The sequence below is a fragment of the Microlunatus phosphovorus NM-1 genome (assembly GCF_000270245.1).
Classification (GTDB): Bacteria; Actinomycetota; Actinomycetes; order Propionibacteriales; family Propionibacteriaceae; genus Microlunatus; species Microlunatus phosphovorus.
The window spans coordinates 1,616,077-1,629,900 of record NC_015635.1 but is presented as its reverse complement, the minus strand read 5'-3'; the positions used below and the strand labels follow the sequence as shown (position 1 = coordinate 1,629,900).

Annotated in this window: 15 protein-coding genes; 5 read left to right on the top strand and 10 right to left on the bottom strand. The window is 65.6% G+C overall.

What is annotated here, in order from left to right:
* Nucleotides 1–357 precede the first annotated feature (357 nt).
* The 6 genes from rlmN to rpsB all read right to left on the bottom strand — a co-directional run bounded on the left by rlmN (nucleotide 358) and on the right by rpsB (nucleotide 5,539).
* A complete protein-coding gene (gene rlmN / locus MLP_RS07330) occupies nucleotides 358–1,458 on the bottom strand; it encodes a 23S rRNA (adenine(2503)-C(2))-methyltransferase RlmN (RefSeq protein WP_013862403.1) in 1,101 nt (366 codons plus the stop codon).
* The gene (locus MLP_RS07325; RefSeq protein WP_013862402.1) at nucleotides 1,455–2,342 is read right to left on the bottom strand and encodes a phosphatidate cytidylyltransferase; all 888 of its coding nucleotides are present in this window, start codon (nucleotides 2,340–2,342) and stop codon (nucleotides 1,455–1,457) included. The genes rlmN and MLP_RS07325 overlap by 4 nt, the downstream gene beginning before the upstream one ends.
* Nucleotides 2,342–2,863 (bottom strand): ribosome recycling factor, encoded by a 522-nt coding sequence (gene frr, locus MLP_RS07320; protein ID WP_407939009.1) that lies wholly within the window; start codon nucleotides 2,861–2,863, stop codon nucleotides 2,342–2,344. Before frr ends, MLP_RS07325 begins: the two co-directional genes overlap by 1 nt.
* 71 nt (nucleotides 2,864–2,934) lie before the next feature.
* The gene (gene pyrH, locus MLP_RS07315) at nucleotides 2,935–3,654 is read right to left on the bottom strand and encodes a UMP kinase (RefSeq protein WP_013862400.1); all 720 of its coding nucleotides are present in this window, start codon (nucleotides 3,652–3,654) and stop codon (nucleotides 2,935–2,937) included.
* A 46-nt stretch (nucleotides 3,655–3,700) separates the two neighbouring features.
* Entirely contained in the window at nucleotides 3,701–4,519 is an 819-nt protein-coding gene (gene tsf / locus MLP_RS07310; protein WP_013862399.1) for a translation elongation factor Ts, read from the bottom strand.
* A gap of 87 nt (nucleotides 4,520–4,606) precedes the next feature.
* A complete protein-coding gene (gene rpsB, locus MLP_RS07305) occupies nucleotides 4,607–5,539 on the bottom strand; it encodes a 30S ribosomal protein S2 (RefSeq protein WP_013862398.1) in 933 nt (310 codons plus the stop codon).
* Nucleotides 5,540–5,864: 325 nt separating this feature from the next.
* Between rpsB and MLP_RS26170 the strand changes: the two genes are divergently transcribed.
* The gene (locus tag MLP_RS26170) at nucleotides 5,865–6,863 is read left to right on the top strand and encodes a M23 family metallopeptidase (protein ID WP_013862397.1); all 999 of its coding nucleotides are present in this window, start codon (nucleotides 5,865–5,867) and stop codon (nucleotides 6,861–6,863) included.
* A 69-nt stretch (nucleotides 6,864–6,932) separates the two neighbouring features.
* The gene (locus MLP_RS07295; RefSeq protein ID WP_156821075.1) at nucleotides 6,933–7,481 is read left to right on the top strand and encodes a hypothetical protein; all 549 of its coding nucleotides are present in this window, start codon (nucleotides 6,933–6,935) and stop codon (nucleotides 7,479–7,481) included.
* Nucleotides 7,482–7,504: 23 nt separating this feature from the next.
* Here MLP_RS07295 and MLP_RS07290 read toward each other — a convergent pair whose 3' ends face one another.
* Entirely contained in the window at nucleotides 7,505–8,431 is a 927-nt protein-coding gene (locus MLP_RS07290) for a tyrosine recombinase XerC (protein WP_013862395.1), read from the bottom strand.
* A 49-nt stretch (nucleotides 8,432–8,480) separates the two neighbouring features.
* Between MLP_RS07290 and MLP_RS07285 the strand changes: the two genes are divergently transcribed.
* Together MLP_RS07285 and def are read left to right on the top strand one after the other, a co-directional pair.
* A complete protein-coding gene (locus MLP_RS07285) occupies nucleotides 8,481–9,545 on the top strand; it encodes a lactonase family protein (protein ID WP_013862394.1) in 1,065 nt (354 codons plus the stop codon).
* 2 nt (nucleotides 9,546–9,547) lie between these two features.
* Nucleotides 9,548–10,150: a peptide deformylase gene (gene def, locus MLP_RS07280; protein WP_041789827.1), complete on the top strand. Its 603-nt coding sequence runs from the start codon at nucleotides 9,548–9,550 to the stop codon at nucleotides 10,148–10,150.
* Between the two features lie 177 nt (nucleotides 10,151–10,327).
* On the opposite strand, the gene MLP_RS07275 is transcribed toward def, so the two are convergent.
* Complete coding sequence (locus MLP_RS07275; protein WP_013862392.1) at nucleotides 10,328–11,176, bottom strand: TrmH family RNA methyltransferase; 849 nt, start codon at nucleotides 11,174–11,176, stop codon at nucleotides 10,328–10,330.
* Nucleotides 11,177–11,251: 75 nt separating this feature from the next.
* Between MLP_RS07275 and MLP_RS07270 the strand changes: the two genes are divergently transcribed.
* Nucleotides 11,252–11,566: a GNAT family N-acetyltransferase gene (locus MLP_RS07270; protein WP_013862391.1), complete on the top strand. Its 315-nt coding sequence runs from the start codon at nucleotides 11,252–11,254 to the stop codon at nucleotides 11,564–11,566.
* 195 nt (nucleotides 11,567–11,761) lie between these two features.
* On the opposite strand, the gene MLP_RS07265 is transcribed toward MLP_RS07270, so the two are convergent.
* Both MLP_RS07265 and MLP_RS07260 read right to left on the bottom strand, forming a co-directional pair.
* A complete protein-coding gene (locus MLP_RS07265; protein ID WP_156821073.1) occupies nucleotides 11,762–12,721 on the bottom strand; it encodes a phosphotransferase enzyme family protein in 960 nt (319 codons plus the stop codon).
* Nucleotides 12,718–13,692 (bottom strand): acyltransferase domain-containing protein, encoded by a 975-nt coding sequence (locus MLP_RS07260; protein WP_156821072.1) that lies wholly within the window; start codon nucleotides 13,690–13,692, stop codon nucleotides 12,718–12,720. Before MLP_RS07260 ends, MLP_RS07265 begins: the two co-directional genes overlap by 4 nt.
* Nucleotides 13,693–13,824: the final 132 nt, after the last annotated feature.

The window sequence follows — 13,824 nt, the reverse complement described above, 5'->3', positions numbered from 1 at the left end:
ATCGCCTGGTGCTGGGCACGCGGCGGAGACTGGCGGCACCGTATCGCTCCGATCGTCACCGCCACCATCAGAGTCTGACAAACGCGAAACCCGAGCGCCACGTCCGTCCGGACGGGTCTCGGGCTCACTTCCTGACGTCGAATGCGCCAGACAAGACCAGTATGGACCCTGCTGCTGACGCCGCCAAGTGGGCATGCCGATGAGGACACGTCAGGTCGTGGCTGCGCCACAAGAACTGGTCTCGGCCAACGCGGTCGTCATCGTGCTGATCGTTTGCGGCCTATGGGCTCCCGACACGCTCAACCGCCGGTCGTCTGTATCTCATGGGCGCAAGACGTCCGGCCGGGCCGCTGGGGCTCAGCTCTCGTGGGCGGCCAGCTGACCGCAGGCACCGTCGATCTCACGTCCACGGGTGTCGCGGACGGTGACGGGCACGCCCTTGTCGCGCAGCCGACGGACGAACTCCTCCTCGTCGCGGCGTCGCGAGGCGGTCCAGCGCGAGCCGGGAGTGGGATTCATCGGAATCAGGTTCACGTGCACCCAGCCCCAGTTGCCGCGACGCTTCAACACCTTGGCCAGCAGATCGGCCCGGAATGCCTGGTCGTTCACGTCACGGATCAGGATGTACTCGATCGAGACCCGGCGCTTGGTCTGCCGCGCGTACTCCCAAGCGGCGTTGATCACCTCGTCGACATTCCACCGGGTGTTGATCGGCACCAGCTCGTCGCGCAGCTCGTCGTCGGGAGCATGCAGCGACAACGCCAAGGTGACGGGAATCCCCTCGGTGGCCAGCTGCTGCATCCGAGGCACCAGCCCGACGGTCGACACCGTGACGCCGCGCGCGCTCATCCCCAGACCGTCCGGATTCGGTGCGACGAGCTGCCGGACCGCACCGATCACGGCCTTGTAGTTGGCCATCGGCTCGCCCATGCCCATGAACACGACATTGTTGACGCGGTCGCCGTCGGCCTTGAGCCGCCGCGATCCGTCGATCACCTGCTCGACGATCTCGGCCTGACTGAGGTTACGCTGCAGACCGCCCTGGCCAGTGGCACAGAACGGGCAGGCCATGCCGCAGCCTGCCTGACTGGACACGCACATGGTGACCCGGTCCGGATAGCGCATCAGCACGCTCTCGACCATGGCGTTGTCGAACATCCGCCACAGGGTCTTGACCGTGTCGCCGTCGTCGGCGGTCTGAGTGCGTACCTCACGCAACAGCTGCGGCATGAACGCCTCAGCCAGCGATGCGCGGACCGTCTCGGGCAGATCGGTCCACTCGGCCGGGTCGGTCCGCAAACCCTCAAAGTAGTGCGCCGACAGCTGCCGGGCGCGGAACGCCCGGTGGCCGGCCGCCTCGATGGACTCCCGGCGCTGAGCCGGGGTCAGATCGGCCCAGTGTTTCGGCGGCTGACCCCGCCGGGGCGATTCCAAGATCAGCGGAAGCGGCTTGCTCATCCGCCGGGCACCAATAGATACATGATCAACCAGGCTACTGGCGCCGCAACCAGCAGCGAGTCCAGACGATCCATCACCCCACCGTGACCGGGGAGGATCGAGCTCATGTCCTTGATCCCGAGGTCACGCTTGATCAACGACTCGATCAGGTCACCCATCACGCCGACGCCGACCAGGCAGACGCCCAGGATCAGACCGACCCACCAGGGCTGGTGCAACGCGAAGACCAGCATCAAGATCCCGGACACGATGCCGAACAGCATCGAGCCGGCGAAGCCCTCCCAGGACTTCTTCGGGCTGATCCTCGGTGCCATCGGGTGCTTCCCGAAGAGCACCCCGAGCACGTACCCGCCGGTGTCGCCCATCACCACCACGAGCATGTACGTCACCATCCGGGCCACGCCGTGCTCCCCGGCCAGCATCAAGGCGGCGAAGGAGCCGAGCATCGGCACGTACGCGATCACGAACAAGCTGGCGGCGGCGTCGTTGACATAGCCCTTGGAACCGCCGGGGATCCGCCAGATCAACGCGGCAAGCACGGTCAACGCCAGGGCCGCCAACAGCACACTCGTGGTGGAGAAGACCACCGGTTGCTGCCGGCCGGCAAGATAGGAGCCGATCGAGATGGCCAAGGTGCCAACGATGATCGGCTGGATGGCGGCATTCATGCCGTGCCGCTTCAAGGCGTGATACAGCTCTAGTGAGCCCATCGACAGCGCGACGGCGACGAGCAGCACGAACGCCGGCTTGAAGAAGATCAGGCTGAGGACGACGTACGCGCCCAGCACCACACCCAGCCCGATGGCGGCCGGCAGATTGCGGCCGGCTCTGCCGTGGCCCTGGCCGGCCGGCGGGGCGGGCGAGGGGTTGTCGCTCGCAGACATCAGACCTCGAGGAGCTCGGCTTCCTTGTTCTTGAGCACCTCGTCGATCTGGTCGACATAGGTCTTGGTGATCTGGTCCAACTGCTTCTCGGCGCGGTTGACCTCGTCCTCGCCGGCTTCCTTGTCCTTGACCAGCTTGTCGAGGGCATCCTTGGCCCAGCGGCGATGGTTGCGGATCGAGATCCGCGCCTCCTCCGCCTTGTGCCGGGCCAGCTTGATGTACTCCTTGCGGCGCTCCTCGGTCAGCTGGGGCAGCGTGACCCGGATGACGTGGCCGTCGTTGGACGGGTTCACACCGAGATCGGAGTCGCGGATCGACTTCTCGATCGCGTTCATCGACGAGCGGTCGTACGGGGAGATGAGCACCATCCGGGCGTCCGGCACCTGGAAGCTCGCCAGCTGCTGGAGGGGGGTGGGGGCGCCGTAGTACTCCGCGGTGAGCTTGGCGAACATGGCCGGATGCGCCCGTCCGGTCCGGATCGCGGCGAACTCCTCCTTGGCGTACTCGACGGCGCTGTCCATCTTGAGCTCGGCCTCGGTCAGGATGTCGGGGATCACAAAAACTGCTCCTCAGTAAGCATGGACGCCTTCGGTCAGGCGTGAACGGTCGTCCCGATCTTCTCACCCGCGACAACAGAGACGATGGAGCCGGGGGTGTCCAGGCTGAAGAAGATCATCGGCAGCGCATAGTCGCGGGCCATGCTGATCGCGGTCGCGTCGGCGACCTTGAGGTCCCGGGCCAGGTACTCGTCGTAGCTGAGGTGATCGAACTTGATCGCCTCGGGGTGGGTCTTGGGGTCGGCGTCGTACACGCCGTCGACGCCCTGCTTGCCCATCAGCAGCACCTCGGCACTGATCTCCAGTGCTCGCTGCGCAGCGACCGTGTCGGTCGAGAAGTACGGCATCCCGGAGCCGGCGCCGAAGATGACGACCCGGCCCTTCTCCAGATGCCGCTCAGCGCGCCGCGGAATGTAGGGCTCGGCCACCTGACCCATCGTGATAGCGGTCTGCACCCGGGTCTGCACCCCGGCCTTCTCCAAGAAGTCCTGCAGGGCCAGGCAGTTCATCACCGTGCCGAGCATGCCCATGTAGTCGGCCCGGTCGCGTTCCATACCGCGCTCATGCAGTTCGGCACCACGGAAGAAGTTGCCGCCGCCGACCACCACCGCCACCTGAACGCCGCCGGCGACCACTTGGGCGATCTGCTGCGCCAGACCGGCGACCACGTCCGGATCGACTCCGACGTGGCCGCCGCCGAACACCTCCCCGGAGAGCTTGAGCAGAACTCGCTGGTAGGAACGGGTCTCAGTCACGAGCTCTCCTGGGGTGATGGACGGACAGGTGCTGGTGGAGGATCGGTCAGGCCGCGGCTTCGAACCGGACGAACCGGGTGACCTTCACACCAGCATTGTCCAGCAGGTTCTGCACCGGCGTCTTGTTGTCGGTGACCGACGGCTGGTTGAGCAGACAGACGTCCTTGAGGAACGCGTTCACCCGGCCCTCGACGATCCGCGGGACGGCGCGCTCGGGCTTGCCCTCCTCTTTGGCGGTGGCCTCGGCAATCCGCCGCTCGTTGTCGAGCAGTTCGGCCGGCACCTCGTCGGCGGACAGGTACTGCGGGCGCATGGCGGCCACCTGCATCGCGGTGGTGCGGGCGATCGAGGAGTCGTCGCCCTCGTACTGCACAACCACACCCACCTGCGGCGGCAGGTCCGAGGACCGCCGGTGCAGGTAGACCGCGGTCTGCCCGTCGAAGTACGCCGCATTGGCGACCTCGAGCTTCTCGCCGATGGTGGCGGCCAGCTCGCTGACGGCCTCGGCCACGGTCTTGCCGGACTCGAGGGCGGCCGCGTTGGCCTCTTCGACCGAATTGGCCTTGGCCGCAGCGGCAGCCTTCACGACCTCGTCGGCCAACGCCTGGAACTCGGCGTTCTTGGCGACGAAGTCGGTCTCCGCGCCGAGCTGGACCAGCGCTCCGTCGGCGAAGACGACCAGACCGTTGGTGGCCGAACGCTCGGCGCCACGCTTGGCGGCCTTGGCCTGCCCGGCCACCCGGAGCAGCTCGATCGCCTTGTCGAAGTCGCCGTCGGCCTCGGTCAACGCCTTCTTCGCATCCATCATCCCGGCGCCAGTGGCGTCCCGGAGCTTCTTCACATCAATTGCGGCGAATCCCGCCATCAGTTCTCGTTCCTCAAGTTAGTCAGTTCGTTGCGTTCACGCGGACGTGAACGGTGGACATGTGTGCCTTGGCGGCTGAGCGGAAGCTCAGGCCTCGCCGCGGTGCTCGCTCTGCTCGGTCGGCAGCGTCTCATCGTCGGCCTCGGCGGCCACGACCGCAGGGATCTCGTCGGACGGCACCGGCGCGGCATCGGGAGCCGCGGCGACTGCCTCGGCCTCTTCGGCCACGGTCTGCACCGCAGGCGTCTCGTCCTGAGCACCCAGCAGCTCGCGCTCCCAATCGGGCATCGGCTCGGCCTCGGTGCCGGTCGCGACACCGGTGTTGCCGCCTGAGCGGGACACCAGACCGTCTGCGACGGCGTCGGCGATCACCCGGGTCAGCAGCGCGACCGAACGAATGGCGTCGTCGTTGCCCGGCACCGCGAAGTCGACCTCGTCGGGATCGCAGTTGGTGTCCAGGATGCCAATGACGGGGATCCGCAGCTTGCGGGCCTCGTCGACGGCCAGGTGCTCCTTCTTGGTGTCGACGATCCAGACCGCCTGCGGGGTCTTGGGCATGTCGCGGATGCCGCCGAGGGTCTTCTCCAGCTTCTCCTTCTCACGACGGAGACCGAGGAGCTCCTTCTTGGTCAGACCGGAGGCCGCGACGTCGTCGAAGTCCATGCCCTCCAGCTCCTTGAGGCGCTGGATCCGCTTGATCACGGTGTGGAAGTTGGTCAGCATGCCACCCAGCCAGCGCTGGTTCACGTACGGCATGCCCACCCGGGTCGCCTGCTCGGCGATGGCCTCCTGGGCCTGCTTCTTGGTGCCGACGAAGAGCACCTGGCCGCCACGGGCGACGGTGTCCTTGACGAACGCGTACGCGCGGTCGATGTAGGTGAGCGACTGCTGCAGGTCGATGATGTAGATGCCGTTGCGCTCGGTGAAGATGAACCGCTTCATCTTCGGGTTCCAACGACGGGTCTGATGCCCGAAGTGAACGCCGCTCTCGAGCAGCTGGCGCGTGGTTACGACGGCCATGGCCGTGGTCCTTCCTTACCGGCACCCTGTGCCGGCGTACGGTTGCTCGGCACCGAGCCGTTCGGTGCCGCCTGATGCCCACGCGACGCGGCTCTCGACTCGGTGACTGCTCACCGTGCTGAGACCGTGCCCCGCCGCCCCGAAGTAGACCCCGGGAGTGTGGACATGCGAAGTCAGCCCCGATGGCGGGGCCGCTGGATCAGTCTAGCCGATCCCGCGAGCCGGTCCGGCACAGTTATCCACAGGCTCTGTGGCGTCTCGAGCGTCATCCACAGATTGCCGAAGGGGCCGTACGAAACAGTGCCGACGTACGCATTGTCTGGGTGTGAAGCTCCCTCTGAATCTGACGTTCTGGCGGCTGGCGGTCCTCACGATGGCGCTGACCGCGCTGCTCCTGGCCTCGACCCCGACGCCTGCGGTCGCCGAGGCCGTTCCGCGCGGGCAATGGCCACTGACGGGTGCCGTGCGAGTGATCGAGGGTTTCGATCCACCGGCGCAACGCTGGCTGGCCGGGCATCGGGGAGTCGATCTGGCCGCACACCGTGGGGCTGCCGTGCTGGCGGCAGCGGGCGGTCGGGTGACCTATGCGGGTCGACTGGCCGGGCGCGGAGTGGTGGTCGTGGACCACGGATCGGTGCGCACGACGTATGAGCCGGTGGAGCCCTTGGCTGCGGTCGGCGACCAGGTCAAAGCGGGTGCGGTGATCGGCCGGATCGGCAGCGGCGGCCATTGCAGCGGGCACTGTCTGCACTGGGGTCTCAAGCGCGGCGACACGTATCTCAATCCGCTGTTGATGATCGGTGGCGAATCCGTGCTGCGACTGCTGCCGGCCGATCAAACCCCGACAGCGACCCGGCGAGCGGCTGGGCGCGCAGTCGAGGCCCGGGTCGCCGAGCAGGAGGTGAGTACGTTCGTCAGTCTTCCGACCACGCGGGGAGGCTTGTCCCGACCCGTGCCCGGTGGGATCACGTCGCCGTTCGGGATGCGGTTCCACCCGGTGCTGCACGTCTGGAAGCTGCACGACGGGACCGACTTCGGCGCCGCCTGCGGCACCCCGATCCGCGCTCCCGCCGACGGCCGGGTGGCCAGCGTCTACTACAACTCCGCTTACGGGCATCGGCTGATGCTGGACCACAAGATCAACGGTCGGCAGATCCGGACCGGCTACAACCATGCGACGCGCTATGTCGTGTCCCGCGGCACCGTGGTCAAGCGTGGGCAGCTGCTCGGGTACGTCGGCACCACGGGCTATTCCACCGGCTGTCACCTGCACCTGATGCTCTGGGTCAACGGCCGCCTCGCCAACCCCATGACGATGTTCTGAGTACCCTGACGAAGGAGCGGTGAAGGGATGCCCGAGATGAACGACGAGGAGTTCGCGGCGCGGCTACGGGTGCTCGACGAGCACCACGAGCAGTTTCTCGTGGAGTTGGAGAAGGCGGACCAGCGGCTCGCTGAGACGAGGCGGGAGTTCGACGCCAAGCTTGCCGAGTCCGAACGCACATCCGACAAGAAGCTCGCCAAGACCGAGCGCGAGTTCGATGAGCAGCTTGCCGAGCGCAGGAGAGAGTTCGACGCCAAGCTCGCCGAATCCGGACGCGAGTTCGATGAACGGTTTGCCGAGCGCGACCGAAAGTTCGAAAAGTCAGTGCGCGAGTTCGACGCTCAGCTCCAGGCTTACGACCGACAGCGCAAGCAGTCCGCCAAGCAGTTCAACGAGCGGCTGGACGATAGCGACCGACGCTGGCAAGAACTCGATCGGAAGTGGAGGGCGTCGGACAAGTACATCCAGGAGCGCCTCGAACTCTTCGACCAACACCACGTCGCCTTCGTCCAACGGATGGAGCGTCTGGGCGTGGAAACCCAGGTCTTCTCCGCTCATTCCGGGCAGATCGCCGACGATCTGGTCGAGCACAAACGCGATCCCGACGCTCACAGCTGACGTCGAGCCATCGCACACCAGGTTCAGGCGCGGGGATGGGCTTGCTGGAAGGCGGCGCGCAGCCGGGCATCGGAGACGTGGGTATAGATCTGCGTCGTGGCCAGAGATGCGTGGCCGAGGAGTTCCTGAACACTGCGCAGGTCGGCACCGCCCTCGAGCAGATGGGTAGCCATCGCATGCCGCAACCCGTGCGGCCCCAGGTCGGGTGCACCATCGACCACCCGCAGGGCGCGATGGACGATCCGGCGTACCACCCGCTGATCGATCCGCTTGCCACGATCCCCGACGAAGACCGCCGCGCCAGCCTCAGGCACCGCCAGCTGACCGCGTACCGCCAGCCAGGCATTCAAGGCCCGGGCGGCCGGGTTCCCGTACGGCACGGTGCGTTGTTTGTTGCCCTTGCCAAGCACCCGTACCGTCTGTCGTCCCTCAGCCAGATCGCCCAGATCGAGACCGCACAGCTCGGAGACCCGGATACCGGTGGCATAGAGCAACTCGAGGATCGCCACGTCACGGTCCGCGCTGGGGCCGCCCCCCTCGGCGGCAACGGTCAATGCCTCGGCCAGCATCGCCGCCGCATCAGCACTCTCCAGCGTCGGCGGCAGCGAACGAACCCGCTTCGGCGACCGGAGGCCGGCAGCAGGATCCTCGGTCAGGCGACCGGTCTGCACCGCCCAGCGACCGAACACCCGGACGGCGGCGGTCCGCCGCTGCAGGGTGCCGCGCGCCCGCCCGCGAGTCTGCTGATTAGCGAGCCAGGATCGCAGCGATCGGACCGTCAGACCGGACAAATCGTCTGCACCGAGTCGCTGCAGGTGAGCAAAGAGATCGAACAGGTCGCCGCGGTAGGCCCGCACGGTGTGCTCGGATACGTCTCGGTCGCGGGTCAGATGATCGACGTAGTCGTCCAGCGTCTGCCGCAGCACCGGCGGCAGGACATCAGATTCCACCTGTCCACTGTGCGGCCCGCAGTCGGTGCCGTGTGATATCCAAGACGGCGTGTCCTCCACATCTGGTCTGCGTCACGTTTTCGTCGGCGGCTATACGGCTGAAGCCGGTGGCACCGCTACCGGCGTCACCTCGCTGCTGAACGTCGGATCCGGGCGCCAGGTGCAGCTCGACCCGGTCGCCGTCGCGGAGCTTCGCTCCCCCACCTGGCTCGTCCGCCACCCCAATCTGCCGGTGTTGCTGGCCGCCGGGGAGACCAACCCCGGCACACTCAGCAGCCTGCGCTGGAATGGCGACGGCTCGCTGACACTTCTTTCGACCGTCGAAGTCGCCGGCGACGGGGCCTGCCACTTCGCGATCACCAAAGACGGCCGGCACGCGATAGTGGCGAGCTACGTGTCCGGGATCGTGTCGGTGGTCGCGATCGCCGCGAACGGCACGCTCGCCAAGCTCGGCGACCACCTCGGGCTGGTCGGGAGCGGTCCAGTGACCGATCGGCAGGAAGGCCCGCACGCACACCAGATCGTGATGGTCGGCGACGAGATCCTGTGCTGTGACCTCGGCGGCGACCAGATCCACCGGCTGCGTCTGACCTCCGAGGGAGTGCTCTATCCGGCCCACGATCCGATCCGGCTTCCGGCGGGCTCCGGTCCACGGCATCTGGTGGTCGCCCAGGATCACCTGGTGGTCGCACTGGAGCTCAGCGGACAGCTGTGGCTCGGGAAACGGCACGGGAACGACTGGGTGCAGGCCGATGTCGTGCCGACCTCGACCAGAGACGGGCATGTGCAGCCCTCGGGCATCGACACCGACGGCAGCCGGATCTATGTGGCGAGCCGCGGCGTCGACACCGTCGCCGCCTTCGATCTGGACCCCATCGAGAGCACGCTGACACCGGTCGCGGAGTTCGACTGTGGCGGGGTCTGGCCGCGGGCGATCACCCTCGACGGCGGGCTGCTGTGGGTGTCCAACGAGAGCAGCCATACGGTGGCGGTCTTCGAGGTCTCCCCACTGCCGCCCGACGCTCCGGCAACCGTGCTCGACCTGCCGAGCCCCACCGGAGTCGTCCTCGTCCACGAGGACAGCGCACACCAGGGCGAGAGGATGGACCAGTGAGCATGTCCGATCTCCGTACCGGCGGTAGCGTGCTGCCGATCACTCGGTGGGGTACGCCGGTGATGCACGCGAAGACTCGCCCTGTCACGTCCTTCGACAACCAGCTTCATCAGCTCGTCAAGGACATGTTCGCCACGATGGCCGCAGCCGAGGGAGTCGGTTTGGCCGCGACCCAGGTGGGCATCGACCTGGCGATCTTCGTCTACGACTGCCCCGATGCCGACCACCAGCGGCATGTCGGTGTGGTCTGCAACCCGGTGGTCACGTTGCCGGAGGGCAAGGACCGCCACCTGGACAAAGCCGATGAGGGCTGTCTCTCTTTGCCGGGCGCATACGAGGCACTGGCCCGACCCGACAATGCAATCTGCCGGGGCGTCGATGCGTACGGTGACGAGGTCGAGGTGATCGGCACCGGTCTGCTGGCCCGCTGTCTGCAACACGAGACCGACCATCTGAATGGCACCGTCTTCGGTGATCGGCTGCCCGCCCGCTCTCGCAAGAAGCTCTATCGCCAGCACGAAGAACTCGCGGACCTCTATCCCGACGACTGGCCCGTGTCACCCCGGCTGCCCGACGAAGACGACTCGGACGACTCGGACGACTGAGCGTTCGTCGGACGTCTGAACGTCACTCCGACGGCGCGACGTACTCGTTCTGCAGGTCGCTCAATCAGCTCAGGGTCCAGGTCGACGCTGGTCATTGCCATGATGCGCCACTCCCTATATGGACGACCATATGAGTCGACCGCGGAGACGGAGGTCGACTCCCGCATACGCCACTCGCTACCGAGTTGCGTAGAACGCCACCGCCGAGGATGCGGCGACATTCAGCGAGTCGATGCCTCCTGCCATCGGAATCCGCACTCGAACATCGACCACAGCAGCCGTGCGAGCCGTCAGACCGTGACCCTCGGTACCGAATGCCAAAGCCAGCATCGGGTGATCCCGAGCAACCAACTCGTCGAGAGTGATCGAATCCTCCGCCAACGTCATGCCCGCGATGACATAGCCGTGGTGCCGGAGTTCGGCCAAGCCCACTGGCCAGTTCTTCACGCGCGCCCATGGGATCTGGAGTACGGCACCCATCGACACCTTCACCGCGCGCCGATAGAGCGGATCGGCACATCGTGGCGACAGCAGCACGAAGTCCACACCGAGAGCCGCCGCATTCCGAAACGCGGCGCCGACATTCGCATGGTCGACAAGATCTTCCAACACCGCGACCCGCGACCGGGATGGGGCGCCTAGCTGCTCGCGGTTGGCCAACAGCTCACCCACGGTGGGCCGGATCTCTCGATGCAACGAGGCGAGTGCTCCTCGGTGCACGTGGAATCCCGTGACCTCCTCCGCCACTTCCTCGCTCACGACATAGACCGGTACGTCCGGCCAGCGCCGCAGCACATCAGTCAGCCCAGCCAGCCACCGCTCCGCCAGCAGAAAGGACCGCGGCCGAAAGCCACTCTCGACCGCCCGCCGGATGACCTTCTCCCCCTCGGCGATGAACAGTCCGTGCTCGGACTCGAGGTGGCGCCGCAACGAGGTCTCGCGTAGCCGTACGTAGTCGGCCAGTCGTACGTCGTTGGGGTCGTCGACCGCTATCCACGAGCTCGGCACATTCGAGTCCACTCGCACATGCTGCCCGATCTGGACCCGGGGCACGACAATCGAGGGGTTCCAGCTCACCGTCCTCACCCGGATAGTTCGGTTGTGCATCTGGTCATCAGGACATTTCGTGCTGACGATGTCGACCCACTTTCCAGCGCGTTCGCGAGCTGGCCGAAGCCGCACCAGCTGTTCAAGACCTATGCTCGGCGCGCTGCCGAGGGAGTGCTCGACATGCTTGTCGCGACCGTCGATTCGCAGGTTGCGGGTTACCTGCTGATCGAGCCGAGGTCGTCATATCCGCCCTTCGCCGCCGCCCACATCCCAGAGATCGCCGACTTCAACGTGCTGCACAGCTACCGCCGGGCGGGAGTCGGAACTGCTCTGATGGACGAGGCAGACCGGGTCGCTTGCCGCTGACCGACTCTCACACGGGCACGATCCGCCGCCCCGAGGTCACACATAGCCGTCACCACCTACACGCACATCTGTGTTGCTAGCCGGAGCACCGAGAAGGAGATTTGACACCTCAGACCGCAAGAAATCGGTGCAAAAACTCCTTCTCGTGACACTCGGCGCCCTCGCGAGGACTCTTCGAGCTTGGTGCTGCAGGCGTTACTGCCGGGCCTGGATCGAAACCGTCAGTTCATCTAGCCGAGCGATGAGCCACTCGATGGATGCCTTGCTCCGCCGATAGTTCGCAAGGTTGGGCTCCCAACCGTAGAGTGACCAGTGAGCTCCGCCGATCTCCGCGACGAGCATCAGCGGGACGATCGCGGCGATTTCCTGCTCGCTGAGCTGTTGAACGCGCCGATAGCCGGCTACGTAACTCGGGACTGCAGTGATCAGGGCACAGGTGGTGAGCATGGCTGTCTGCGGACTGCCCAGGTGCCGCCGTAGTCGACTCGTCAGATAGTAGGCAAGATCGCGGACTCGCGGGCCAACGGGCAAATGATCAATGTCGATGAAGCTGACCCGCCCCTTGGAGTTAATCAGCACATTACCGTCATTGCAGTCACCGTGGGTCAACTGAATCGGGAGACCCCCGCATACCTCGACCAGCCGTCCAGCGTACGGTCGCGCGAGCCTAATCACCTCGTCGGGAAGTTGCGGCAGCGCCTCGTCAAGCACTTTGACGGGATCATCAACGAATGACGCTACGCCGTACGGGTAGTCCGCCAATGCTTGGCTGAGGTGCCCAATAGCAGCACCGATCAGGAAAGTCGTCTCGCCAGCATCGGGTCCGAGCTCGTGGTTCTCGGTCTGATGCGGCAGGTGCGGCAACAGTGACCAGGCCAGATCGCCGATACTGGCAACGATCTGTCCGGTGTCGGTAACGATCGGCAGCGCAACGGAGACACCTGAACCTTGTAGGTGGGACAACACTCGGTATTCGACCACCGGCTCAACTCCCGCCGGATACTCCGGCAGTTGCTTCAGCACCAATGCCGGCTGATCGCAGACCTCGATCCGCCATACTGGATTCGTCACGTTCGGCATCGCGGTGATGACGGGGTCGTCACCAACGATCGAGGCCCAGGCGCTCAGGGCCACACGCGCGGCATCTGCTGTCATCGATCCAGCCAGACAATGCCGGTCCGCTTGTGCCAATGACCCCCACTGCGCAAGTGGGACACGAACGCCCGATGCAGGGTGGTATCGGCAGGCACCCGGCGCAGATCATCCTCGGTAAGGGGACCATCGGCCGGCACCTGAAGCTGTAATCCCAAACGCATCATCTCCCGATCTCCCTCACTTACATCATCGAGCGGAACGTGTGGTAGAAGCCGGAATCGGCGTTGAAACCGGAGCAGATTGGACTCGGGCGAGAGGTAGCCGCCGAGCTGAGGGTCGAGGATCCATGACTTGCACACCAGCGCCGAGACCGGGTGATCGGGATAGTGCTTGGCAAAGAACTCGAGGACCTGAGAGATCGAGGTGATCGATTCTGCTTCATCCAGCCGCCCGCTCGGCGGAATGTGGACTTGTAGCGCATATCCGGCAACGCCATCACCGAAACCGATCTCGGCCCGGGTGAAATCGTGCCGTCCAATGGTGAGGTCAACCCCACACATTCGTTGCGGCGGTCCCCACAGCGGAAACAAGCCGACTCCTCGAATGCCGCACGACTCAGCATGCGCGGTCATCACCAGGCCAAGGGCAGCGACTGTGTCGCGGGTGACCGCCTCAGGAATGCCACGACGCTGATGGACATCGAGGAGGTTCGGAACGACAGCGAGCAAGGCCCAGACGTAGACGAACATGCCCACCGGCCCAGCCTGACCGGGAATCAATGGCCAAGCCACATATCCGCCCGAGGGCAGCGGCTTGTCCATCCGCGCCCGCAGTTCAGCGACACAGCCGCTCAAGAGAGACCACCAGTCAGGATCGCGGTCAGGGTCGGGGCGCGCCTCCAGCATGGCCACTTGGTCCTCCGGTGCGATGGAGCAGAACTCCATCAGATCACGTGCCGCGAAATCATCGACTAGGCGTGGATCTATCGGTGATGGCAGTTGCTGTAGCCGCTGGTTGGCCAGAGCATCCATCCCCAATCGGAGACCAAGATCAGCGGGAAGTGCTGGGACGTTCGGTTCGGTACTCACGACACAACCCCAGCACAATCGCAGTCAGTCACGCACGACTTGTGTGTCTCAAATCACATCTGGACGAGATCCATC